The sequence below is a fragment of the Rhizobium sp. WSM409 genome, from assembly GCF_057653825.1.
The window spans coordinates 266,596-289,728 of sequence record NZ_JBYGKP010000002.1; the positions used below are offsets into that span (position 1 = coordinate 266,596).

Genomic DNA, 23,133 nt, shown 5'->3' on the forward strand with positions numbered 1-23,133 from the left:
TCGAACCGAAGAGACAAGGTCCGATATGGCTGAGAACGAAAAGCTCTACCATCCCAGCCGGGCCGATATCTTGCTGGAGGCCTCCTTCAGCAGAACGATGAAGCGGTCGACATCGCTTTTTTGCGTGCGAAAGGCCGGGGCGCCGACATTCACCGCGGCGATCACGGATCCGTCGAATGCCAGAACCGGCACCGAGACGGAGACGAGTTGATCGCTGACTTCACCGTAACTCACACAAAATCCCTGGCGGCGGATTTTATCCAATTCAGCAACCAGCTTGCCACGATCCGTGATCGTGCGCTTGGTCAGCCGCGGCAAAGTCTCGGGGATCATTTGCAGCTGCACCTGGGGGTGGAGATAGGCGAGAAGCACCTTGTACGAGCCGGCCGTGAGCGGCCGTCTTCGACCGATCATCGCCTGCACCCGCAAGTCGCGCATCGGTTCAAACTTTGCAATACACAGGGATTCCCCATTGTCGATGATCCTGAGCTGGGTCGTTTCGTTCGCCTTCTGGCCGACTTCTTCAAGAATAGGATTGGCTATGCGCACCAGATCAACCTGTGTCGAGGCAGCGGTCCCGAGAATGATCGCAGTCGTCCCCAGCCGGTAAGTGCCCGTATCGCTCTTCCGCACCAGGCCGCGCCGTTCCAGTGTGCGTAACATACGCAAAATTCTCGGCTTGGTTTCCCCGAGGTTCTGCGCCACCTCGGTCAGTCTGATATCCGGGTTTTTGGCGACATTAAGCAATACCTCGATACAGACATCAACAGATTGCACGATATCGCTTTTTGATGGCTGTCTTTTGTCCATGGGACCAGAATTTTCTCCGCGACAAAGGCTGAAGGATTGGCATTATTTCAAGTTACGCCTATCGTAACGCGCTTGATTTCCGTTTGACAGCCCCCTTGAGGCCCCCTTACCAATTTGTGTCAAGAGTGGACGGGAACCTGCTCGTACCGGCCAAGCAAGGTCGGCCCAAAAACGCTAAACCGGGATGGAAGAAATGGCCGCAAAAATATTGACGCGGGCAGCGATCGGGCTGCTCGGAACGATTGCTATTCCTGCAATGGTCGCCGCACAGGAAACCCCGCTGACGATCGGGATGTCGACGACGCCGACGACGCTGGATCCCCATGAAGACAGTTCGGCGCCAAACAATGCGACCTCGCGCCATATCTGGGACAGCCTCATAAACCTCACCGGAACGTCGGCAAACGCGCCGGAACTCGCCACCGAATGGAAGGTCGTCGACCCGACCCACTGGGAATTCAAGCTGCGGAAGGGCGTGAAATTCCATGACGGCAGCGAGTTCAACGCCGATGACGTCATCGCTTCGCTACTGCGTGCCCGCGACAAGCCCAGCCAGAGCTTTGCTTCCTACACCCGCAATATTGTCAATGTCACGGCCACGGATCCCTATACCATCGTCGTCGAGACGAAGGTTCCAGATCCGATCCTGCTGAATTCCGTCAGCCGAATTCGCATTATCAGCGCCGATTGCAAGGAGGCGCCGGTCCAGGATTTCGACAACGGCAAGTGCGCAATCGGAACCGGGGCCTATTCCTTCGTCTCCTATTCGCCAGGCAGCAACCTGACCTTGAAGCGCAATGACAGCTATTTCGCTGGCCCCTCGCACTGGTCGAACGTCACGCTGCGCTTCCTGCCCGATGACGGCGCCCGCCTGGCATCGCTTCTTTCCAACGAGATCGACATTGTCGAAACCCTTCCTGCCGATGGAATGGCACGCGTGGAAGCGAGCGATAATCTGCAAGTCATCAACGGCCTGTCTTCCCGCTTCGTCTATCTTGGCCTCGATGTCAGCCGCGATGTTTCGCCTTTCGTGAAGGCTGCGGATGGTTCCGATCTCGACAAGAACCCGCTCAAGGATGAACGGGTGCGTCGCGCAATGCTGATGTCGATCAACCGGCCGGCAATCGTCGACCGCGTCATGCAGAAGAACGGCACGGTGGCCGACCAATTCGTCACCCAAGGCTATGCGGGCTATTCCGAAAAAGTCGAGAAGGTGGGCTATGATCCGGCCGCCGCCAAGGCGCTTCTGGCCGAGGCCGGTTATCCCGATGGCTTCAGCCTGACCCTGCATGGTCCCTCTGGCCGTTATGTCAAGGATGCCGAAGTTCTGCAGGCGGTCGGCCAGATGTTCACGCGCATCGGCATCAAATCGAAAGTCGAGGTCCTGCCCTGGTCGATGTATTCGGAAGCCTATTCAAAGGGCACGTACAGCACCTATTTCGGCTCCTGGGGTGTGAACACCGGCGAAACCACCAATCCGACTGTCGCGCTCGTCGCGACGCGCGACGAGAAAAAGGGGACCGGCAGATATAACGGCGGCGGCGTGTCCGATCCGAAGATCGACGAGGTACTGGCCAAGGCGAGTTCGACACTCGATGAAGCTGCACGCGCGCCCCTTCTCGAGGAGCTGTCGACCGAGACGTTCAACAACCTTTGGCTGCTCCCAATGCATTACGAAAACGTCGTGCTGGGTGCAAAGAAAACCGTGTCCTACACCCCGCGCGGCGACAAATATACGCTCGCTTATGACGTGAAGCCGGCGGACTAATGCATGTCGTCCAAAAGCGTGCAGCGGTTTTGGGACAAATAAAGATTTGAAGTGCGCCGCATCAATCCAATCGATGCGGCGCGGTTTAAAACAGCAGCATGGGGCCGCACCAGGGCCGTCCCTTTCTTCATCTCCCAGGAGACACTCATGCAGGAACTTGGAACGGGCGAAGCCGTCGCCCGGGCAAAGGCCATCTATGACTATGGCCAGACGGCCATCTTCGCCTCTCAGGCCGATCCTCGCCTTCATATGGTGCTTTATGTGCCGCCGACGGCGGCAGATGGCCGCAAGCTCGACCTCCTGGTCGCGGTCCACGGCACCGGGCGCACATCGGCCATCGACTTCCGCGACGGTTTTGCCGAATTCGGGCTCTACAACGACTGCGCCATCCTTTGCCCGATCTTCCCGGTTGGCGTTCTCGGCGATGGTGCGCGTTCCGGCTACAAGTTTCTTGAGGAAGGCGACATCCGCTACGATCAGGTCGTCCTGGCCATGGTCGCGGAGATGGCCGACAAATACCGCCAGGACTGGTCAAAATTCGCCATGTTCGGCTTCTCCGGCGGCGGGCATTTCGTGCACCGTTTCACCATCCTGCATCCGGAAAAGCTCTGGGCGGCATCCATCGGCGCACCTGGTTCCGTCACCCTTCTGGATCCGACGCGTGACTGGTGGGTCGGCATTCGGGATCTGGAGGCGCGCTTCGGCAAGGCCTTCCGGCCCGAAGATCTCGCCAAGGTGCCGGTGCATATGATCGTCGGCGACGCCGATCTGGAGACCTGGGAAATCACCCACAAGCCGGGTGGAAAATATTATATGGATGGCGCAAACGACGCCGGCAAAACGCGGCCCGAACGCCTTGCCGCCTTGGCGAGCTCATTCCGCAAAGCGGGTGTCGATGTGACGTTCGATCGTGTTCCGGGCGTCTCTCACGACCGGATGAAAGTTCTGGGCAACGTCAAGGCCTTCCTGGCAAAGGTGCTGGAGGGCCGTCACGCAAAATGAGAAATGCAACGATCGTGGCGCCTCAGCCGGAGGCCGTTGAAGCCGGCGCGGAAGTTCTCGAGCGCGGCGGCAATGCCATCGACGCAGCACTTGCCTGTGCTTTTGTCCAGGGCGTGGTCGACCCGCAGATGGCCGGCATCGGCGGCTTCGGCTCCATGCATGTCTACATGCCGAAAAAGGGGGTGCACGAGATCCTCGAATTTTATGCGCGCGCGCCGTTGAAGGCTGCGCCGGACATGTGGCTCGACAAGATCAAGCACCAGAGCCGCGACGGCTTCGGCTATGTGCTTGAAGGCAATATTTCCGATATCGGCTACCTTGCCGTCTGCACCCCCGGCTCGCTCAAGGGTTATGAGACCGCGTTGCGCGACTACGGCACCTTCGATTGGGCCGATCTCATCAAGCCGGCCATCCGCCTTGCCTGCAACGGTTTCATGATCCGAAACCACATGCAGTGGTATTGGGCCAAGGACCAGTCGAACGACGGTTTTGCCAACACGCTCGACAAGCTGCGCTTTTCTGAAACGGGTCGGAAAGTCTATTTCCACGACGACGGCACGCTCAAGAATGTCGGCGACCTGCTCGTCAACAAGGACATGGGAGAGACCCTCGAACGCATCGCGCGAAGCGGCGGCTCGGACATCTTCTATCACGGCGAACTGGCCGAACAGATCGCCGGCGATTTCAAGGCAAATGGCGGCTTGATCGATCGGCAGGACCTGGCGCGTTACGAATTGTCGAAGGTAGAGCCGGTTTGGGGCGACTATCACGACCACCGCATCGCCACCTCGCCTCCACCAGGCTCAGGCTTCCCGATGCTGGAACTCCTGCATATCATGGAGCAGTTCGACGTCGGCTCGCTGCAGCATGGCAGCGCCGATCATGTCCGCATCCTGTTCGAAGCGATGAAGCGGATGACGATCGACAAGGACGCGCATATGGGCGATCCCGCCTATGTCGACGTGCCCTATGCAAAGCTGCTGTCGAAAGAGCATGCAAAGGCGCATGCCGGCGCGATCAAGGCGGGCGAGATCGCCAGCGTATCGCGCCTTGATGGGTCGCAGCGCGACACCACCCACATCTCGGTAATCGACAAGGACGGCAATGCCGTCGCGATGACCCACACCCTCGGCAGTCCCTCGGGCGCGATCACCGACGGCCTCGGCTTCATGTACAATGGCACGATGAGCCGCTTTAATCCGCTTCCCGGCAAGCCCGGCTCCATCGCGCCCGGCAAGCGGCGTCCCAGCTCGGCGGCACCGACGATCGTCTTCAAGGACGGCGAGCCCAGCATCGTCATCGGAGCGCCAGGCGGCAGCTATATCGCGCCCGCCGTTGCGCAATGCCTGATGAACATGATCGATTTCGACATGTCCGTGCTCGAAGCGGTCTCGGCGCCGAGGATCGTAGGGGTGTCAAACACGATCGACATCTGCAATCGCATTCGACACTCTGTCGAAGACGAGTTGCGGGCGCAGGGTTACCAAGTGGCGCGGTCGCCGCAGACATACGCGTTCGCCGCAGTCCACGCGATCAAGATTGACGGCGGCATCTCGAAAGGCGCGGCCGATCCGCAGCGTGACGGGATGGCGATCTCCGTCGCCTAGATTCAAAATTACAGCGTCCTTTGCGGCTCTCGAAAAGACGCGCGGCGCTGTAGGGAGAGGTTCAATGGTCACATCCATCATCAGGCGATTGATACAGGCGTTGTTCGTCGTTGTCGCGATGACGATCATCGTCTTCATCGGCGTCAATGTGATCGGCAATCCGGTCGACATCCTCATCAACCCGGACGCCAATCAGGCGGAGCGGGCACTCGTCATCGCGCATTACGGCCTGGATCAGCCGCTGTGGAAACAGTATCTGCTGTTTCTCCAAGGGCTTCTGCACGGGGACTTCGGCAACAGCTTCGTTTATGGGCGGCCGGCGCTGGATCTGATCCTCGAACGTCTCCCGGCAACGCTCGAACTGGCGATCACGGCTCTCGGCATCGCGCTGCTGTTCGGCCTGCCGCTTGGGCTGTACGCAGGGCTCTACCCCAATCGGATTTCCTCCAAGCTGATCATGAGCGGCTCGATCCTGGGCTTCTCGCTTCCGACCTTCTGGGTCGGCCTCATGCTGATCATGGTCTTTTCCGTCGAGCTCGGCTGGTTGCCGACGAATGGCCGTGGCCCGACGCAAGAACTGCTCGGCGTACAATGGTCGTTTCTGACCGCAGACGGCATCCGGCACCTTCTATTGCCCGCCTTCAACCTGGCCCTGTTCAAGACGTCGCTCATTCTTCGGCTGACCCGTGCCGGCGTGCAGGAGGTCCTTCCCCAGGACTATGTGAAGTTTGCCCGCGCCAAGGGATTACGAGAGGGGCGGATCATTTCCGTGCACGTTCTCAAGAACCTGATGATCCCGGTGGTGACCATCATCGGTCTCGAGTTCGGCTCACTCATCGCCTTTTCGGTCGTGACCGAAAGCATCTTTGCGTGGCCGGGCATGGGCAAGCTCATCATCGACTCGATCAACCTTCTCGATCGCCCCGTCATCGTCGCCTACCTGATGATGATGGTGCTGCTCTTCGTCGTCCTCAATTTCATCATCGATATCTGTTATACCCTTCTGGATCCGCGGGTCCGGCTGGAAGGAAAGGCTTGACCCCATGGCCGAACCACAAACGCAAGACACCAGCGCTCCAACGCCCGAACCCAGTCGTCTATCGAAAGGGATCGCGAATTTCTTCAGCTCTCCGGCAGCCACGATCGCCTTCCTCACGCTGGTGATCATCTGTTGCCTGGCGCTGTTTGCGCCATGGATCTCTCCGCAAAATCCCTATGATTTGATGCAGCTCGACATCATGGATGGACGGCTGCCGCCGGGGTCCGAATCCATGACCGGGCTTGTCTATCACCTCGGTACCGACAGCCAGGGCCGCGATATCCTGTCCGGCATCCTCTATGGCCTGCGCACCTCACTACTGGTGGGCGTTCTGTCGGCTTTCGCCGCTGCCATCATCGGAACCTCAGCCGGATTGTTCGCCGCTTACATGGGAGGGCGCACCGAAACCGCGATGATGCGGCTCGTCGATCTGCAGCTCTCGTTTCCCACCATATTGATGGCGCTCATGATGCTCGCCGTGCTCGGCAAGGGCGTACCCAACGTCGTGATCGCACTGATCATCGCCGAGTGGGCGACCTATGCCCGAACGGTCCGCGGCACCGCTCTGGTCGAGCGCGAGAAGGAATATATCGAGGCTGCCCGGATGCTGCGCCTGCCCGGATGGCGCATCCTCTTCAGGCACCTGCTGCCGAACTGTCTTGCGCCGGTCATCGTCATCGCCACGATGCAGATCGCCCGGGCAATCGGCCTCGAAGCAACCTTGTCCTTCCTCGGTCTCGGTGCATCCGTGACTGAACCCTCGCTCGGCATGCTGATCTCGACGGGCTACCAGTATCTTCTGACGGGCCTTTACTGGATCAGCTTCTTTCCCGGCATTGCCCTTCTGGTCACGATCGCGGCGATCAATCTCGTCGGCGACCGGCTGCGCGATGTCCTCAACCCGAGGAACATGTCATGACCCCATTGCTGCAAGTGAGCAATCTCGTCACCGAATTCGGCGGCGGCAGGGGACGCCCCAGCCTTTGCGCCGTCAACGATGTGTCGTTCACCGTGGAGCGCGGCAAGGTCCTTGGTCTTGTGGGAGAATCCGGATCCGGAAAGTCGGTGACCGGCTTCTCGATCATGCGGCTCCTCGATAAGCCCGGCCGGGTTGTCGGCGGCAGGGTCATCTTCGACGGCGCCGACATCGCGAAATATTCAGACGAAGAGATGCGGCAACTGCGCGGCAAGCGGATCGCCATGGTATTCCAGGATCCGATGATGACGCTCAATCCGGTCCTGACGGTCGGAACGCAGATGGTGGAAGCCGTCCGGGCACACGAGCGGGTCTCGAAGGATGCCGCCCAGCAGCGGGCGCGGGATGCTTTGGCGCTGGTCGGAATACCAAGCCCTGAAGAAAGGCTTGCCGCCTATCCGCATCAGTTTTCCGGCGGAATGCGCCAGCGTGTGGCGATTGCCATCGCGCTTCTTCACAAGCCGGACCTCATCATCGCCGATGAACCGACAACAGCGCTTGATGTGACGATCCAGAGCCAGATCATTTCCGAATTCCAGAAGCTCACCGAACAGGGAAATACGGCGGTGATCTGGATCACCCACGATCTGGCGATCGTTTCAAGATTGGCCGACGAGATCGCCGTCATGTATGCCGGCCGCCTCGTGGAGACCGGACCAGTGGGCAAGGTTCTGACCGATCCTCACCATCCCTACACGGCCGGTCTGATCGCGTCCGTTCCTTCGCAAAACAGACGCGGAGAGCCGCTTCACCAGATCCGCGGCATGACGCCGGCGATCGACCGGCTCCCACAGGGATGCAGTTTTCGTACGCGCTGTGATCGGGCAACCGACGGCTGTCTGGTCATGCCGGCACTCATGCCGGAAGGCGATCGCTCCTTCCGCTGCATTCATCCCGTAACGAAAGAGGTAGCATGATGACGGCGACCGCCGCGCCCCTTATCGAAGCGAGGAACGTGTCGCAGCGCTTCGGAGCCAAGCCCGACCTGGCCGCCAAGATCGCGCTCAAGCTCAAGCTCGCCAAACCGGCGCCTATCGTTCATGCGCTTGATGATGTCAGCCTCAGCATCCGGCCCGGAGAGGTTGTCGGCCTTGTCGGCGAAAGTGGCTGCGGGAAGTCGACGCTCGGCCGCGCCATTGCAGGGATCACCTCGCCAAGCCAGGGCCAAATTCTCTGGAAGGGGATGGACAGAAGCGCCATGTCGAAAGGCGAGCAGCATCAGTTCGGTCTCGCCAGCCAGATGATTTTCCAGAACCCGATGGCGGCTCTCAATCCGCGCATGACCGTCGAGGAGCTTATCTGGGAGGCGCCTCGAACACATGGACTTGCCCGCTCGACGGAACGCGACGCCTATGTCGACAGATATTTGATGCTGGCCGGTTTCGACCCGGCGATGAAAAAGCGATACCCGCACCAGTTTTCCGGTGGCCAGCGGCAACGCGTCAATATTGCCCGCGCGCTCGCCGTGCAGCCGAAATTCCTCGTCTGTGACGAAAGTGTCGCAGCACTCGACGTTTCCATCCAGGCCCAGGTCATCAACCTGTTTATGGAACTTCGTGACAAACTCGACCTGACCTATTTGTTCGTCAGCCATGATCTCGGCGTCGTGGAACATATTTCCGATCGCGTTGCGATCATGTATCTCGGCCGCATCGTCGAAGAAGCGCCCGTCGAGGAGGTTTTCAGGCGGCCCAATCATCCTTACACGAAAGCGCTCCTGGCCGAGGTGCCGCGCATCGAATCCGGCAAGCGGCAGTTCAGGCCCGTCGATGGCGAACTCCCCAGCCCGATAAACCCGCCGAAAGGCTGTCACTTCCATCCGAGATGCCTGTTCGCGATGGACCGCTGTCGTATGGAAGTACCGGTGAAAAAGGAAATTGCACCGGGGCACCTGTCGGCTTGCCATCTCAATGATGAATGATCTCAAACGACAGGACCGCTGACAGCGATCTGTCGCGCAATTGGCCCGCGGGTTTGCAGGTGCGGCGCCATTTTTTCAGAGCAACGATCGGAGCAAAACTATCCGGAAGACCGGCAACCCGATCTCGTTCTTTAAGGAGCGGAAGAATTTTCTGTTGTCGCAAATGAAAAATCTGATTTACTGACGCTTCGCTGCTTGGCTTTAAGGGGGATATTGCCGATGCCGTGGACACGCAGAAATATTGTGCTTGGTGGATTGGCGTTACTTGGCGCCGGTGCAGTCCGGAAACCGGCATTCGCCGCGGCGTCTTCCTTTTTCGACGGCACCATCGTCGACAATGGCGTGACGTTCCGAAGAACCAACTTCGCCAAGATCGACAAGAAGTGGCACCGCCAGGTCGTCAAATATTTCAGCAGCGAGCCGATCGGCACCGTCGTCGTCGATACGAGGCACCATTTCCTCTACGTGATCATGGAGAACAAGACGGCCATCCGCTACGGCGTCGGCGTCGGCCGCGAGGGCTTCAAATGGTTTGGCCGCGCCACGATCGACAGCAAATCGCTGTGGCCGCGCTGGACGCCGCCGCCGGAGATGCGCAAGCGCCATCCCGAACTGCCCGAATTCGTGGCGGGAGGCTCACCGAAAAATCCACTCGGTCCCCGCGCCATGTACCTGCATCGCGACGGCGTCGACACCGGCTATCGCTTCCACGGCACGCTGGAGCCGTGGAGCATCGGCAAGGATGCGTCGAGCGGCTGTATTCGCATGTTCAACGAAGACGCCATCGATCTTTACCAGCGTTGCCCGATCGGCACCGCGGTGCAGGTTCTGCCGCATATTGCCGACCAGGCTGAAAGTGCAGCGCAGGTCAGCCAAACAACTCCGGTCGAATGAGGAATATCACCCTGATGTCTGCTCCGACCGGATTTGTGAGGCGCCTTGCCGCCGCAGCCATGCTCTTGGCGCTCGCCGCCTGCAGCACCACCGATATCGCCTCCGTGGAAGAACCTGCTGCGGCGCCGATGACCGGCCAAACCAACGATCCAGCACCCGGTTTCGAGAACGTTGCGATGGGCAGCGAAGAGGATTTCATCCTTAATGTCGGCCGCCGGATCTACTTCAAGCAGGATTCCGCAACACTCGATCCCGTCGCCATGGCAACCCTGGATAACCAAGCCGCCTGGCTCAACAGGAACCCGTCCTGGCTGCTCAAGCTGCAGGGATTTGCCGATGATTCCGGCTCCGCAGCCAAAATGGAGACGCTGTCACAGAAGCGCGCCGATGCGGCGATGGCCTATCTCGTCTCGAAGGGCGTGGACGCCAGGCGCATGTGGGCCAAGGGCTACGGCAACGACCGCGAAGTCCGCGACTGCACGGAGCGCTCTTGCAAGGTCCAGAACAGGCGCGTCGTTACCAATCTCCGCACCCAGCCTGACGCGGCCTGATCCAGCTCGAACCACACAACGCTTGGCGCAGACGCGCCAGCCGCTATCGGCTGGGCCCAGCCTGCGTTTAATACGAAGCTGGCAGGACATAATCGAGTGGTGACGGCAGATCGATGACGAACCTGATATCCGCGGCATTCGCCGCCACGACCAACTGATAGGCGCCCGGTTCGGCGCGAAAGGCACCGGCCTCGACGTCATAATAAGCGAGGTCGCGCGGCAGGATCTTCATTTCGGCTGTCCCTGTTTCACCGGGCAGGAGCGACAGCTTTGCGAAGGCGCGCAATTCCTTGTCCGGACGCTCCACCTTGGACTTTGGCGAACGCACATAGAGCTGGACCAGTTCCGACCCGGCCCGGTCGCCGATATTGGTCAGATCGACGCTGACGGTCAGGCCTTCGGCACCCATATCGCTGGCCGACAGGCGCGGCTCGCCCCAGCTGAAGCGTGTATAGCCAAGGCCGAAACCGAAGGGGAAGAGCGGCTCGACAGCGCGTGTATCGTGGTGACGGTAGCCGACGAAGACGCCTTCGGCATAACGCACATGCCCATCCTTACCCGGATAGACAGCTGGATCGCCCGTCATGGCGGAATTGTCGGCAAGCGCCTTCGGGAATGTCTGCGGCAGGCGTCCGCCGGGCTCGACTTCGCCGAAGAGGACATCGGCGACGGCGTTGCCCAGCTCCTGCCCGGGATACCAGATCTGCAGCACGGCGCGAACCTTGCCGAGCCATGGCATTTCCACCGGGCCGCCGGTCTGCAGCACGACCACGGTGTTGGCGTTGACGGCCGCGACCCGTTCGATCAGCTCTTCCTGCCGGCCTGGAAGCCGCATGTCGGGCAGGTCCAAGCCCTCGGTATCCCATTCGCCGTCGCGGCCGACGAAGAGAAGCGCCACATCGGCATTCAGCGCCGTCTCAACGGCTTCCTGCATATCGGCCTCGCCCAAAGGCTTTTCGACGCCGAAGCGAATGGCCGTGAGGTTGATCCCCTCCCCGGTCGCCACCGGCGTGTCATATTCGACGGTGACGGTATGGGCCTTGCCCGCATCGAGCGCCATCGTGCCGCGCTGTTCGTCATTGGCCGTGCCGAAATAGTTCTCGCCGCGCGTCCAGCCGTCATGGCCGTCGACCGTGAGCCTGCCATCGACGAAGAGCCGCGCCAGTCCGGCATTGGTCATGCCGAAGACATGATCGCCGCTCTCTTCCGGCGCGAATTGCATCGTCATCCGCGCCGAGAAATCGGTGGGGTCGAGTTCGTCAGACGGCAGCTCGAACCAGAAGAACTCGCCCTTGTCGACGGTCTCGACGTGAAGCGGATTGCCCCGGCAGCCGCGCCCCTTGAAATATTCGACCGTGATCTTTCCCTTTGCCACCTCGATCAAACGATTGTGGCGGCAGCCGACGGCGTGGCTGACGCTGTTGGCATTGGAAAGGGCGGCTCGAATCCCTTCGAGCGGGCTGACCGTATAATGCGCCGCGATCTGCGCACTGCCGCCGCCCATGACACGCGCGCTCGCAGCGTTGGGTCCGATGACGGCGATCCGGTCGAGCGATGTCTTGGCAAGCGGCAGGATGCCGTCGTTTTTCAGCAGGACTGCGCCTTCCGCGCCGAGACGCCGGATCAGCACCCGGTCTTCCGGCAGGTCGACCGCCTGCTCCGTGAGATCGGGCGTCTTCTCGAACGCGCCGACCCGCTCGAGCAGAAGCAGGATCCGTCGCGCCGCCGCCCGCACGGTCGCCGCTTCAACCCTGGCTTCGCGCACGGCGGCAACCAGCCTCTCGCCACGATCGCGCGCCGGACCGGGCATTTCGAGATCAAGACCGGCATTGATCGTCTCGGCCGTCGAATGCGAACCGAACCAGTCGGACATGACGATCCCGTCGAATCCCCATTCCTCCCGCAGCACCTTGGTCAGCAGCCACGCATGCTCGCTGGTATAGGTGCCGTTGAGGCGGTTATAGGAAGACATGACGGCCATTACGCCGGCGCGCCTGACAGCCTGTTCGAAGGGCGGAAAGTAGATTTCGCGCATCGTCCGCTCGTCGATATTGGAAGACATGGTCTGCCGCTCGATCTCGGATTCGTTGCCAGCGAAGTGCTTGATCGTCGCCGCGATCCCCTGGCTCTGCACGCCCTTGATATAGGCAACGGCCAGTTCCGCGGTCAGCATCGGATCCTCGGAATAACATTCGAAATTTCGCCCGTTCAGGCCGGAACGATGGATATTCACCGTGGGTGCGAGCAACACGGCGGCACCCTTGCTCTTCGCCTGGTGGGCAAGCGCCACGCCCATGCGCTCGACGAGATCGGGATTCCAGGTGGCGCCGAGCGCGATGGCGACAGGAAAGCAGGTCGCCTTGACGCCGCCGACCAGCGAGCCCGCGCCGCGAGCCCCATTCGGCCCGTCCGTCACCTTGATCTTCGGCACATCAAGGCGCTCGACGGGAACAGTCGTCCAGAAATCGGCGCCAGACAGCAGCGAAACCTGCTCCTCGAGCGTCATCTTGTCGAGAATGGAATCGATCATGCAAACCTCCCCTTCAATGGAATTCGGGCATTGCGACGTGCTGACTAAGCATGCCCGGTGCCAATTCATCCGGCGGCGACGCCGACTTCTCCACGCACCAGGCAGTTCTTAAACCTACCGATTACTCGGTATTTTTAAGATGTCAACTGCCGAGCCGTAATGTATGGATGGAGGGCGGGGAAAAGAGGCAGACGGAAAAGACGATGGCAGAGGTTTCCGAATCGAAGGCCGGACAGGACGAAAAGCGACGGCGCCGATCCCGCAAGGGCGAAGCGCGCCGCGCGGAGATCTTGTCGGCTGCGATGCGACGCTTTGCCGAAGACGGCTACCAGAATGCCGCCATCGGCGATGTCGCCCGCGACGTCGGCCTGTCGCTGCCCGGCCTGCTGCACCATTTTCCGACCAAGGTTGATCTCCTGCTTGCCATTCTGGACAAGCGCGATCTCGAAAGCGAAAGCTTCATCGGCCCCTATCGCTCCGATCTCCGCGGCCTGCTCAAGGGCATGGTCGGGGTCTTCCGCCGCAACGCCGAAATGATCGAGGTCATCAGGACCTTCGCCATCCTGAATGCCGAGAGCCTGATGAAGGATCACCCGGCCAAGGCATGGTTTCTCAATCGCGTCACGGAGCTACAGGACGACATCGCTGCGACCTTCGAACGGGCCGTCGCCGATGGCTCGATAAACGGCAAGATCGATGGCAGGGCAATGGCGGCCGAGCTGATCGCGGTGATGGACGGCCTTCAGATGCTCTGGCTGCGCGATCCCACACGCTTCGATATGGTCGGCGGACTGGAAGCCTATATCAGCCGCCTGTTGGCGAGCCTTGGGTTAGAGGACTGAGCCTTGGCTTACTGCATTCCATCAAAGCGTGCCAACCAGACCATAATGCGGCTTACAGCTTCGTAATACCTCTGCCCGACAAGCAGACCCGTATGTGTGGTACCCTGGACACCTAGATACTCGCTACCGATGTGGCGTGCTGTCGCCAGGCCTCGATGATCATCGGATTCGTCGTTGACGGCGCAAATGACGAGGCTGGGACAGGTGATCTTCTCACCTTCGATGGAAATCCCCTCCGCCCCGAAATGAAAGGAGAATGCGCTGAATGCCTTTGCAGATTCCATGGACAGGTACTTCCGCTGGAATTCAATATCCTCGAATGTTTCATCGGTACTGATTTGCTCGTCACGCACGGGAGCAGGCACGACGAGGCCGGGCATTCGCAACGCGAGATCGCGATAGGGCGCCTCCGCATGCACTTGCCTGCAAATGCTGGTATCGATCAGCACCAGCCCGGCTATCTTCACGCTTTCCGCCAGTTTCTGGCTCAGGATTCCTCCCATGCTGAAAGCGATCACGATGGGAGGAGTTCCACATTCTTCGACGATTTCGGAGATCACCAGCCGGATGTCTTCCAGGTAATCTTCAAACAGGATTTTTGTGAAATCCATCGACCTGCTTTTGTAGTGGCCTCGCAGGTTGACGCAATAAGAATTCCATCCAGCCGATGTGAAATGAGAAATGTATTTGCTCCACATCCAGCTCCCGGTAAAGGCGCCGTGAACAAAGAGCAACGGCGGCCGAGCGGACTGCCCTGGATCGCTGTGCCCATGAAATATTTCCAGAAATAGGTCATTCTCTCCGACGTATTTTTCCGTGTGCTCGGGTCGTTCTTTTGCATAGTCCCGCATACCGCTCACTCCTTTGATATTGGCTGGCCGCGCATCGAGACAAAGGATATTTCCTACGCAATATTGCTCAATGACGGCTCATGGATGCACATAAAGGACAAAATATCTTCAATCGGGTGTTGATGTGGACAGTCTCGCAAGCGTTATCGCCTTCGTCCACGCCGTCGAACAGCAGAGCTATGTCGCAGCCGCCAGGGTTGGCGGAGTTTCGCCTTCCGCGATCGGAAAGGCTGTGGCGCGGCTCGAAAGCCGGCTGGGCGTGCGGCTCTTCAACCGGACGACGCGCAGTATCAGCCTGACCGAGGAAGGAGCGGTCCTCTACGAGCGCTACAAACGCATCATCGATGACATGGACGACGCAGAGGCCACAATCTCACGAAGCCGGGAGCGCCCAAGGGGGCGCCTTCGCGTCAGCGTACCGCATATTGTCGGGCATCACCTTCTCATGCCGATCCTGCCCGTTTTTGCCGAGCAGTTTCCGGAGATCGAACTGGACATCGATTTCGAAGACAAGGTCATCGACCTGGTCGCAGAGGGCCTGGATGTTGTCGTGCGGAGCGGTGAGCTTGCCGATGCACGATTGATTGCCCGCCATCTCGGCGATCAGCATTTCGTCGTTTGTGGAAGTCCCGATTATCTCAAGCGCCATGGGCGACCGGAGACCCCGGATGACCTCTCCCAGCATGCTTGCATTCACTTCAAATACCCATCCAGCGGTCGTGTCGCGCCGTGGGCATTCCGCCGGCCATGTGAGCGGTTGCCTTTGCCGAGAGGCCTTACATTGAACAACACGGATGCAGGTCTGCGGGCAGCACGGGACGGTTTGGGCCTCGCGCATCTGCCTGTCTACGTCGCAGAGCCCCATATGCGAACCGGGAGTTTGGTCCCCGTCCTGACCTCCTTCATGGTGCCGTACGGCTCGCGCTCGCTCGTCTGGCCCTCCAATCGTCAGCTTTCACCAAAAGTCCGGGCTTTCGTGGACTTTGTAGTTGCGAACTTTGCCGCCCGACCCGACGCTTTTCGACCGGCGTCAAGTTTGTAGCGATGATCGAAATCGGCCGAACGCCGAGGCACGACAGCGCCGCACGTCTTTTCTCACCGATTGGATATCATTCCCCTATCTATGACCGTGAGGTGCAAGGCATTGAGTATGGGGCCGAGCGCGGACAAGCGGATGAGATCCCATGCGGGGCTGTCGGCCTCAATGCTGGCCGTAGCGCGATCTCATAGACGGCAACGCACTGCTTGTTGGTGATCCGGGACATGTAGAGAATGCCGTCGACATTGGTGCGATCGTAGATTTCCTGACTGAGCCGGCGTCCGCTGGCCTGTGCCCTGGCTCGAACGGCATCTGTCGAGACCCCGAGCAGGTTTGCGCCTTCGTAGCGCAGGTCGAGCAGGAAAAGCGGCTTGGGGTTTCGAATAACGGCGATCGAATAGCGGTCGAACTCTTCCCGCAGTATCAATCGCTCGGCCTTGCCTTGAAACCGGTCACGAACGATCGTCTCCGCGATCGCCGTCGCGGGATCCTGAGCGAGATAGAGCAACCGGAACTTATCCCTCGGGCTCGAAAACCGCGTCTTGCCGAAGCCCATACCGAGAGGCGTCGCGGCGTGAGCGCGCGAGATGATTCTGACATAGTCGGTGACGTCGGCGCGAACGGCGAGGCGCTGCAGGACGGCCTTGTCGAGCGTCATTGCGCGGCGAAATAGGTCTGGGCCGCATCGACGACCTCATCCGCATGATCCTGTTTCAAGAGGTTTACGGGCCGGCGCCCGCCCAGCATGGGATTCGGCTGGCTGAGCCACAGCCATGCCACCCGCTGATTGGAAACGAGAGCGGCAATCGTTCCTATGCCCTTCGCCGGACGCCCGTCGATGAATTGTTCGATCGGATAGACGTGCTTCCTCGTTCCTTTCAGCAGCGCGATAACCTCGCCGGCATGCTGCCAGCGATTGAGGGTGGAGCGCGCAATTCCGAATTCGCGCTGGAGTTCGTTTGCGCCGGCAACCGGCCCCGCCCAATCCTCGAGCTTGCGGGCAACCGCAAGCTCGCCCAGCAGTCGCTCGCCTTCCTCCGCCGTGGCGATCTTCCCAAGCCCTTCGCCCCTGGAGGGTTCCACGGCCTTCGGAATTTCAAGCGCGATCTTGCCGCCATCAGGTGCATCGCTGAAGGTCTCCACCAGACCACGAATGCGGCGGGCAAGTTCGCCCTGTCGCTTGCTGAGTTCGCGTCGTACGCTAATGGGAAGATCGACAATGGCCGCCGCCGCCGCTCCCGCAATTCTGGCGGACAGGGCAACCGAGCCGGACTCGAATGTAGCGTCGGCTTTCAGCACATCGGCGACTTTGGCGGCAACACGATCGGCGACCTGCGCCTGACGAGCACGATCCAGCTGCACATGGGAACCAGCCATTAAACTATCTCCGTTCTTACAGGAGCTGATATAGTCTCAAATGACCCATTTGTCCAGATTGTCCCACCAAGTGGGTTTTGCTCTATGGTGAGACCCGCAACGCCTCCCGGCATCGAAGCGGCGAGGCGGGATCTCCCGGGAAAGGAACATCAGCCATTCTGCAGCTTCCAGGTCCTGACTTCGAACGGCATGATGTCGGCAGGTCCCTTCCGCTCCATCGGCTCTTCGAGAATGTTCAGCGGCTGCGATGCCTTCCATCCGGAAGGCAGGTCGAGGGCGAGGCTGCCGCGCCGGCCGGCCGGTTCGTAAAGGCGTAGGATAAGCCCATCGCCCTCTTCCGCCGGCTTCAGGCCTGAGAAAGCGACGGGGATGCCGGTGATCGCAAGCGGCGCGAAAGTGCCGGCGGAGAGGCCGCTCGCTTCAGCCGCGACGAGCGGTTGGTTGAGATCGATCGCCTCGTCGAGGACGCCGCCTTCATGCCAGGCGCCCTCATGCGGCATCAGCGCATAGGTGAAGCTCTGCTCGCCTTCGTCGGCCAGCGGATCCGGATAGATCGGCCCGCGCACGAGGCTCATGCCGATCACGTTGCCGCGGGCGCTATGGCCGTATTTGGCATTGTTGAGCAGCGCGACCCCGAAGTCCGGCTCGCTGATATCGGCGAAGCGATGCGCGACGGCCTCGAACATCGCCTGCTCCCAGGACGTATTCGTGTGCGTTGCCCTCTCGACGATGCCGAAGGCGCATTCGAAGGTCGCCTTGCGGGCCTGCGCAGCGACCGGGTTCAGGGTTCGCAGCAGGGTGCGGCGGTCATGCCAGTCGATCGTCGTTTCGATGTCGAGCCGCCTGGCGTTGGCCGTCAGCACATAGGTCTGCGTGACGCTCGAATTCCGGTAGCGGTAAACGACGCGGATCGCCGCGCGGTGCGGCCCTTCTTCCACGAGGGTGATACTGTCAGGCGCATCGAGGCGGACGGCCTTTTCGGCATAATCCGCATCGATGTCCCAGGCGTCCCAGTTGCGCGGCTTGTCGGCCGGATAGACCCAGAGCTGGTTTGCCGAGCCGTCGACCGCTTCCCGGCCCGTGGCCTTGTGAAGGAGGCTCGAAACCGCCCCGTCCTTGCCGATGCCAACGACGAGGTAGTCGTTTTCGAGACGGTCGGGGCCTGCCTTCAGCCCACCCGCCGGTTTGAGCGAGCCCTTGTCAAAGACCGCGACGGACAAGGGCGCGACGAGATCGGCGGCCGCGACGACCGTGCCGTCGGAGAGTGTCGCGCTGAACGGCCTCGGCGAAAGCGACGGATTGACGACGACGAGGGCATCGCCGATCCCGCCCATCGGCAGCTTGGCCGACAGCGCTTGCAAGGCATTTGCCTGTTCGGTTCCAGCACGTTCGATGACGCCGCCCAGTTCCTGCTCGGCATCCTGATAAACTTCACGGATGCTCGAGCCCGGCAGAATGTCGTGAAATTCGTTCTTCAGCACCACGCGCCAATCCGCTTCGAGGCTTTTCGGCCTGTCTGCTCCGAGCATATGCGCCAGCGAAGCGATGGTTTCGGCGGTGATCAGCGCCCGTTCGGCCTGGCGATGCTTGCGCTTGACGCCGCTTTGCGATGTCAGCGTGGCGCGGTGCAGTTCGAGATAGATTTCGCCATCCCATACCGGAAGGTTCTTTTCGCCTGCGGTGCGGTGCGCCTGTTCGTAATAGCTTTTGACGGTGCCCCAGCGTGCCTGCGGGATAGCCGGGAAATCGCGTAGCTGCACCTCGCGCTCGACCATCTCGGGCGTGACGCCGCCGCCGCCGTCGCCATAACCGACGGCCAGAAGCGAGGTATCGTGCTGTGTCTTGCCGCGGAAATTCTTCCATGTCGGCACGTAGCAATCGGCTTGCACGAAGCCGTTATAACCCTGCATGGGATTGTCGAACGTATGGGTCAGCACCTGGCTGCCGTCGAGACCCTTCCACCAGAAGAGATCGGATGGAATATGGTTGGTCTCGCTCCAATTGACCTTGATCGTGAAGAAGCTGTCGATGCCGCCCTGCCTCAAGATTTGCGGCAGCGCGCCTGAAAAGCCGAAGCAATCGGGCAGCCAGCAGACCGTATGGCGCGTGCCGAAGGTCTTTTCGAAATAACGCTGGCCATAGAGAACCTGACGGGCGAGGCTTTCGCCGGTCGGCATGTTCGTGTCGGGCTCGACCCACATGCCGCCGACGGTTTCCCACTTTCCTTCCGCGACCTTCTGCTTGATGCGATCGAGGAGCTCCGGGTCTTCCTCTTCCATCTGCGCGTAATAATGGGCGGTCGATTGATTGAAGCGGAAATCGTCGGAGCGCTCCATCAGCGACAGCGCCGTATTGAAGGTGCGCCGCATTTTCCGCCGCGTCTCGCGATAAGGCCAAAGCCAGGCGAGATCGATATGCGCATGGCCCGTCAGCAACAGTTCTCCGTTCGGCGGGAAACGCTTCTGCAACTCCTTCAACCGCGCCGTCAGAGCCTCGAAGGCCGTGGCTGCCGAGCCGCTCTGCTCGTCCGTGAGGCCTGCCGGATTAACCTCAAGCTCCGGCAGCTCCCAGATCTTCTGCTGCATGACGGCGCCGGATGTGCGGGATATATAGGCCGCCGTATCCGACGGCCAGTCGAGGCTGCGCAACGCATGCTCGGCGGCATCCATCAGATGCGGCACGACTTCATGCTCGCCGAGCACCTCGATTGCCTCGGCAACCTGCTTCAGCAGAAGATGCATGCGATGAGCGGGACCATCGAGCCAGATAAATCGGGCCGTGTTGAGCCGTGGAGCGCGATTGGGCTCGCCGAATGGAAACCGGGCGACGGTTTCGGTTGCGATCGAAAAGCGGCGGCCCTTTACCGGGAATTCCTGATGATAAGGATCGAGACCGAATGTTTCGGTCTCGCCGTCGGGGTAGCTCAGCGTAATCAGGCTCTCGCCACCAAGATCGAGTTGCAGGCGAATATCCTCGAGAGGCCACGCCTCCGGCGCTTCAGCGATCACGGCAAAATGCACCACCCCCTGGCGGTGCGGCCAATCCTGGTGATGTTCGATCGGCTCGCCCTCGAAAGTCCAGCCGTCGATCGCAGCACTTTGTCGATCCCGCCAATGAGCCAATTCGGCAATGCGAACTTTAAGACGATCGAGGCGCTGGGCAATGGTCAGAGGCATGGCTTATCCTGTTGAAAATCGACGGCTGACAATCTTATCGTCATGCTTTTGGGGTCGTGGTCATGGTTATGGGGGAGATGAAGATGGCGCGACCGACATCGCGATTGCCCGGCCCCTCCTCCAAGCAGGCTTGCAGAGTCTTAGATTAAGTAACTTTGATTTGGCGTCAAGCCCGGAAGAAGCAAACCGCACCCGGTTTACGGTTGTCACCGTCACGCCATGTCTTTGCAAAAGCTTGCTTGCTCGACCAGACGCTCTCGTGCATGAGGTCAGATTACAGGGAGGACACCGAAAGTCGCTCCACCAAATTGCAGGACATAACTCGACTGCTCGGGCAAGCTTCGCTTCCCGCCACCACGCTATTCAACAATTCCGCCCCTTGCAGACCGAGATCATAGTATGGCAAAGCGGCAGTGGTCAGCTCCGGCCTCAGCGCCAGGGAAACCGTCCGGAAATCGTCAAAGCCGACAATACTGACGTCCTCGGGAATCCGAAGACCCAATGCCATGGCCGCGATGTAGATTTGGATCGCCATTTCGTCGTTGCCGCTCATGATTGCGGTCGGTCGATTCCTTTGTTGAAGCATCTCGGTGGCGGCAGCAAAAACGTAATTCTTCTCTGCTCCTACCGGTCCTTCCATGCCTAGACGGATACTTAGGTCACTCTCCGAAAGGCCAAAGTCTCCGGTGGTCTTGCGGAAAGCATCGAGGCGCAGTTCCGCCCCCAATAAAATGGGATTGAGCCGGATATAGCCGATCTTTCGATGACCCCGCTCAAGCAGATAGCGGGTAAGATCTCGCGCACCCTGATAGTCATCGGGTTCGATCGACGGCAACAGCTCGCTCGTTTTTGGTCGGCAGTTGATCATGACTGTGGGGATGCCGACGTCGCCGATTTCGGGGTCAACGATGCGGTGGTACATCGTTACGTAGAGAACACCGTCAATGCGGTGCGATTGGAACATTTTCCAAATTTTAGTTTCCTGTTCGGACGCACCGCCGGTGTTTGCCATCAGAATGGTCTTGCCGTTGGCATTGGCCCAATCCTGGATCCCGCGAACGATATCCACGGAATAAGGCGTCGTCGACACGTAGTCAGCGATGATACCAAATGTGTTGGAGCGACTTGAGCGTATTTGGCGCGCGGCCATATTGGGCACATATCCGAGGTCTCGAATTGCCCTTTCGACCCTCTCCCTAGTTTCCTCGGTCACATATGGTTCGCCGTTAATGACGCGAGACACAGTTTTGTTGGAAACTCCCGCCACTTTCGCGACGCTGATTATGCTGACCATGTACGCCAATCTCCTTGCCGGATTCGTTTTAAACCAGACGCATGACAACGTCGACATATTTTTATGACAACGTCGTCATTCTGTATTGACAACGTCGTCATACGAAGACTACTTTCGCAGCAAGAAGGAGGGCTCAGTGCAAGTGCAGCGGGCCACATGGGAGGAATCGATGAAGAATTTGCTTGGTGCCAGCGCACTTGCGCTTGTTTTCATAACCGCCACTGCCAATGCCGAAACCATCAACATTCTGGTGGAGGGCGGCGGCGAAATGTTGCAGAAGGCGGTCGCCGAGAAGTTTACTGCCGAAACAGGCATCAAAGTGAACTTCACGACCGTTCCCTATCAGGGTGTCTTTGACAAGTTCTCAGCCGAAATCGCCTCAGGCTCTTCCGCGTTCGATGTCGTGACGATCGACGTCGTGTGGAATGCGAAGTTTGCAAGCCACGTCGAGGATCTCTCGGCTCTTTTCACCGATGCGGTTCGCGCGGATCTGCCGCCTGTCTTGCTTGCCGACGCGAAGGTTGGTGACAAACTGATCGGCATGCCTGCCTGGGCCAATGCCGAGATCGTGTTCTATCGCAAGGACCTGTTTGATAAGGCTGAGGAAAAGGAGGCTTTTCAGGCCAAGTATGGCTATCCTCTCGCGCCGCCCAAAACCTGGCAGCAGTGGCGCGACATTGCGAAATTCTTCACGCGTGACACTGACGGCGATGGAAAGACCGACTTCTGGGGCACCGACACCATCGGCACGTTTTCAGAGGAATGGATGGCGCATGTGCTGCAAGCGGGTTCGCCAGGGGTGATCCTCGATAAGGACGGGCAGGTCATCATCGACAACGAGGCGCACAAAAAGGCACTGGAATTCTACATCGCGCCACACTGCATTGATCATTCCGTTCCTGAAAACGTGAACGAAATCGGCTGGGGCGAGGCGCAGAACCTGTTCTACCAGGGCAAAACAGCCATGATGAAGTTCTGGGCGCACGCCTACAAGATGACGCCTCAGGATTCAAAGGTCAGTGGCAAGGTCGGCGTGGTGCCGATGCTGGCCGGTGACGCCGGGATCGCAGCTGTTCCCGGCCCTTGGTACAACGTCGTTCCCTCGACATCCGAGCACAAGGATGCAGCGAAAAAATTCATCTCGTTTGCTATCGCCAACAATGCCCTGGGTATCGAAGCTCCCCTCGGTCTTGCCGCGACGAATTCCGCCTATCGCAGCTATTCAGGCAAGGCCGGCTACGAGCATTTCCCCCCACTTCTCGAGACGCTGAGCGCGCCTGCCACCCAGGGCCGGCCGATCAATGAAAAATATCAGGAAATCGTCGATGAAGCTGTGCTGCCGGCTATCCAGCAGGCGCTGACCTGCAAGGCGGATGTCGGCGAGGTCCTGACGGAAGCCAAGGAAACGATCGAGGACATTCTCAACTAGCCTCGTACATTCCTCCACATCGTGGGG

At 59.8% G+C, this 23,133-nt stretch carries 19 protein-coding genes; 12 read left to right on the forward strand and 7 right to left on the reverse strand.

The annotated features are described in order from the left end of the window. Positions 1 to 45: 45 nt before the first annotated feature. Positions 46 to 810 (reverse strand): IclR family transcriptional regulator, encoded by a 765-nt coding sequence (locus tag AC25BC_RS24810; protein ID WP_012755172.1) that lies wholly within the window; start codon positions 808 to 810, stop codon positions 46 to 48. A 193-nt stretch (positions 811 to 1,003) separates the two neighbouring features. Between AC25BC_RS24810 and AC25BC_RS24815 the strand changes: the two genes are divergently transcribed. The 9 genes from AC25BC_RS24815 (at position 1,004) to AC25BC_RS24855 (ending at position 10,568) form a co-directional block, all read left to right on the forward strand. Beyond that, positions 1,004 to 2,578 carry an ABC transporter substrate-binding protein gene (locus AC25BC_RS24815; protein ID WP_012755173.1) on the forward strand — a complete coding sequence of 525 codons (1,575 nt, stop codon included), beginning with the start codon at positions 1,004 to 1,006 and terminating at the stop codon, positions 2,576 to 2,578. Positions 2,579 to 2,725: 147 nt separating this feature from the next. After that, positions 2,726 to 3,580, forward strand: a complete 855-nt coding sequence (locus tag AC25BC_RS24820) for an alpha/beta hydrolase (protein WP_012755174.1) — start codon at positions 2,726 to 2,728, stop codon at positions 3,578 to 3,580. After that, entirely contained in the window at positions 3,577 to 5,187 is a 1,611-nt protein-coding gene (gene ggt / locus AC25BC_RS24825; RefSeq protein WP_012755175.1) for a gamma-glutamyltransferase, read from the forward strand. The genes AC25BC_RS24820 and ggt overlap by 4 nt, the downstream gene beginning before the upstream one ends. A gap of 64 nt (positions 5,188 to 5,251) precedes the next feature. Next, positions 5,252 to 6,226, forward strand: coding sequence for an ABC transporter permease (locus AC25BC_RS24830; RefSeq protein WP_128406648.1), 975 nt, complete (start codon positions 5,252 to 5,254; stop codon positions 6,224 to 6,226). A gap of 4 nt (positions 6,227 to 6,230) precedes the next feature. After that, the gene (locus AC25BC_RS24835) at positions 6,231 to 7,145 is read left to right on the forward strand and encodes an ABC transporter permease (RefSeq protein ID WP_012755177.1); all 915 of its coding nucleotides are present in this window, start codon (positions 6,231 to 6,233) and stop codon (positions 7,143 to 7,145) included. Then, positions 7,142 to 8,119 (forward strand): ABC transporter ATP-binding protein, encoded by a 978-nt coding sequence (locus AC25BC_RS24840; RefSeq protein ID WP_012755178.1) that lies wholly within the window; start codon positions 7,142 to 7,144, stop codon positions 8,117 to 8,119. Before AC25BC_RS24835 ends, AC25BC_RS24840 begins: the two co-directional genes overlap by 4 nt. Continuing rightward, on the forward strand, positions 8,119 to 9,123 hold the full coding sequence (locus AC25BC_RS24845; protein WP_128438860.1) for an ABC transporter ATP-binding protein: 1,005 nt from the start codon (positions 8,119 to 8,121) through the stop codon (positions 9,121 to 9,123). The genes AC25BC_RS24840 and AC25BC_RS24845 overlap by 1 nt, the downstream gene beginning before the upstream one ends. 219 nt (positions 9,124 to 9,342) lie before the next feature. Beyond that, entirely contained in the window at positions 9,343 to 10,017 is a 675-nt protein-coding gene (locus AC25BC_RS24850) for a L,D-transpeptidase (RefSeq protein WP_128406647.1), read from the forward strand. A 14-nt stretch (positions 10,018 to 10,031) separates the two neighbouring features. Next, entirely contained in the window at positions 10,032 to 10,568 is a 537-nt protein-coding gene (locus tag AC25BC_RS24855; RefSeq protein ID WP_041935752.1) for an OmpA family protein, read from the forward strand. Between the two features lie 67 nt (positions 10,569 to 10,635). On the opposite strand, the gene AC25BC_RS24860 is transcribed toward AC25BC_RS24855, so the two are convergent. Then, complete coding sequence (locus AC25BC_RS24860) at positions 10,636 to 13,098, reverse strand: beta-glucosidase (protein WP_128438794.1); 2,463 nt, start codon at positions 13,096 to 13,098, stop codon at positions 10,636 to 10,638. A gap of 203 nt (positions 13,099 to 13,301) precedes the next feature. Between AC25BC_RS24860 and AC25BC_RS24865 the strand changes: the two genes are divergently transcribed. Further along, positions 13,302 to 13,940 (forward strand): TetR/AcrR family transcriptional regulator, encoded by a 639-nt coding sequence (locus tag AC25BC_RS24865; protein WP_128438793.1) that lies wholly within the window; start codon positions 13,302 to 13,304, stop codon positions 13,938 to 13,940. Positions 13,941 to 13,948: 8 nt separating this feature from the next. Here the strand turns inward: AC25BC_RS24865 and AC25BC_RS24870 are convergent, their stop codons facing one another. Continuing rightward, positions 13,949 to 14,791 carry an alpha/beta hydrolase gene (locus AC25BC_RS24870; RefSeq protein WP_128438792.1) on the reverse strand — a complete coding sequence of 281 codons (843 nt, stop codon included), beginning with the start codon at positions 14,789 to 14,791 and terminating at the stop codon, positions 13,949 to 13,951. Between the two features lie 124 nt (positions 14,792 to 14,915). On the opposite strand from AC25BC_RS24870, the gene AC25BC_RS24875 reads away from it, so the two are divergent. Then, positions 14,916 to 15,833 carry a LysR family transcriptional regulator gene (locus tag AC25BC_RS24875; RefSeq protein ID WP_128438791.1) on the forward strand — a complete coding sequence of 306 codons (918 nt, stop codon included), beginning with the start codon at positions 14,916 to 14,918 and terminating at the stop codon, positions 15,831 to 15,833. 79 nt (positions 15,834 to 15,912) lie between these two features. Here AC25BC_RS24875 and AC25BC_RS24880 read toward each other — a convergent pair whose 3' ends face one another. The 4 genes from AC25BC_RS24880 to AC25BC_RS24895 form a co-directional block, all read right to left on the reverse strand. Continuing rightward, entirely contained in the window at positions 15,913 to 16,488 is a 576-nt protein-coding gene (locus AC25BC_RS24880; RefSeq protein ID WP_245459808.1) for an RES family NAD+ phosphorylase, read from the reverse strand. Further along, a complete protein-coding gene (locus AC25BC_RS24885; protein ID WP_128438790.1) occupies positions 16,485 to 17,207 on the reverse strand; it encodes an antitoxin Xre/MbcA/ParS-like domain-containing protein in 723 nt (240 codons plus the stop codon). Before AC25BC_RS24885 ends, AC25BC_RS24880 begins: the two co-directional genes overlap by 4 nt. A gap of 149 nt (positions 17,208 to 17,356) precedes the next feature. After that, positions 17,357 to 20,383, reverse strand: a complete 3,027-nt coding sequence (locus AC25BC_RS24890; protein ID WP_128438789.1) for an alpha-mannosidase — start codon at positions 20,381 to 20,383, stop codon at positions 17,357 to 17,359. Positions 20,384 to 20,657: 274 nt separating this feature from the next. Continuing rightward, entirely contained in the window at positions 20,658 to 21,677 is a 1,020-nt protein-coding gene (locus AC25BC_RS24895; protein WP_128438788.1) for a LacI family DNA-binding transcriptional regulator, read from the reverse strand. Between the two features lie 169 nt (positions 21,678 to 21,846). Between AC25BC_RS24895 and AC25BC_RS24900 the strand changes: the two genes are divergently transcribed. Beyond that, the gene (locus AC25BC_RS24900) at positions 21,847 to 23,106 is read left to right on the forward strand and encodes an ABC transporter substrate-binding protein (RefSeq protein ID WP_128438787.1); all 1,260 of its coding nucleotides are present in this window, start codon (positions 21,847 to 21,849) and stop codon (positions 23,104 to 23,106) included. Positions 23,107 to 23,133: the final 27 nt, after the last annotated feature.

Coding starts and splice junctions, on each gene's coding strand:
- AC25BC_RS24810 (WP_012755172.1), bottom strand. CDS start 810: ATGGACAAAAGACAGCCATCAAAAAGCGATATCGTGCAATCTGTTGAT.
- AC25BC_RS24815 (WP_012755173.1), top strand. CDS start 1,004: ATGGCCGCAAAAATATTGACGCGGGCAGCGATCGGGCTGCTCGGAACG.
- AC25BC_RS24820 (WP_012755174.1), top strand. CDS start 2,726: ATGCAGGAACTTGGAACGGGCGAAGCCGTCGCCCGGGCAAAGGCCATC.
- ggt (WP_012755175.1), top strand. CDS start 3,577: ATGAGAAATGCAACGATCGTGGCGCCTCAGCCGGAGGCCGTTGAAGCC.
- AC25BC_RS24830 (WP_128406648.1), top strand. CDS start 5,252: ATGGTCACATCCATCATCAGGCGATTGATACAGGCGTTGTTCGTCGTT.
- AC25BC_RS24835 (WP_012755177.1), top strand. CDS start 6,231: ATGGCCGAACCACAAACGCAAGACACCAGCGCTCCAACGCCCGAACCC.
- AC25BC_RS24840 (WP_012755178.1), top strand. CDS start 7,142: ATGACCCCATTGCTGCAAGTGAGCAATCTCGTCACCGAATTCGGCGGC.
- AC25BC_RS24845 (WP_128438860.1), top strand. CDS start 8,119: ATGACGGCGACCGCCGCGCCCCTTATCGAAGCGAGGAACGTGTCGCAG.
- AC25BC_RS24850 (WP_128406647.1), top strand. CDS start 9,343: ATGCCGTGGACACGCAGAAATATTGTGCTTGGTGGATTGGCGTTACTT.
- AC25BC_RS24855 (WP_041935752.1), top strand. CDS start 10,032: ATGTCTGCTCCGACCGGATTTGTGAGGCGCCTTGCCGCCGCAGCCATG.
- AC25BC_RS24860 (WP_128438794.1), bottom strand. CDS start 13,098: ATGATCGATTCCATTCTCGACAAGATGACGCTCGAGGAGCAGGTTTCG.
- AC25BC_RS24865 (WP_128438793.1), top strand. CDS start 13,302: ATGGCAGAGGTTTCCGAATCGAAGGCCGGACAGGACGAAAAGCGACGG.
- AC25BC_RS24870 (WP_128438792.1), bottom strand. CDS start 14,791: ATGCGGGACTATGCAAAAGAACGACCCGAGCACACGGAAAAATACGTC.
- AC25BC_RS24880 (WP_245459808.1), bottom strand. CDS start 16,488: ATGACGCTCGACAAGGCCGTCCTGCAGCGCCTCGCCGTTCGCGCCGAC.
- AC25BC_RS24885 (WP_128438790.1), bottom strand. CDS start 17,207: ATGGCTGGTTCCCATGTGCAGCTGGATCGTGCTCGTCAGGCGCAGGTC.
- AC25BC_RS24890 (WP_128438789.1), bottom strand. CDS start 20,383: ATGCCTCTGACCATTGCCCAGCGCCTCGATCGTCTTAAAGTTCGCATT.
- AC25BC_RS24895 (WP_128438788.1), bottom strand. CDS start 21,677: ATGGTCAGCATAATCAGCGTCGCGAAAGTGGCGGGAGTTTCCAACAAA.
- AC25BC_RS24900 (WP_128438787.1), top strand. CDS start 21,847: ATGAAGAATTTGCTTGGTGCCAGCGCACTTGCGCTTGTTTTCATAACC.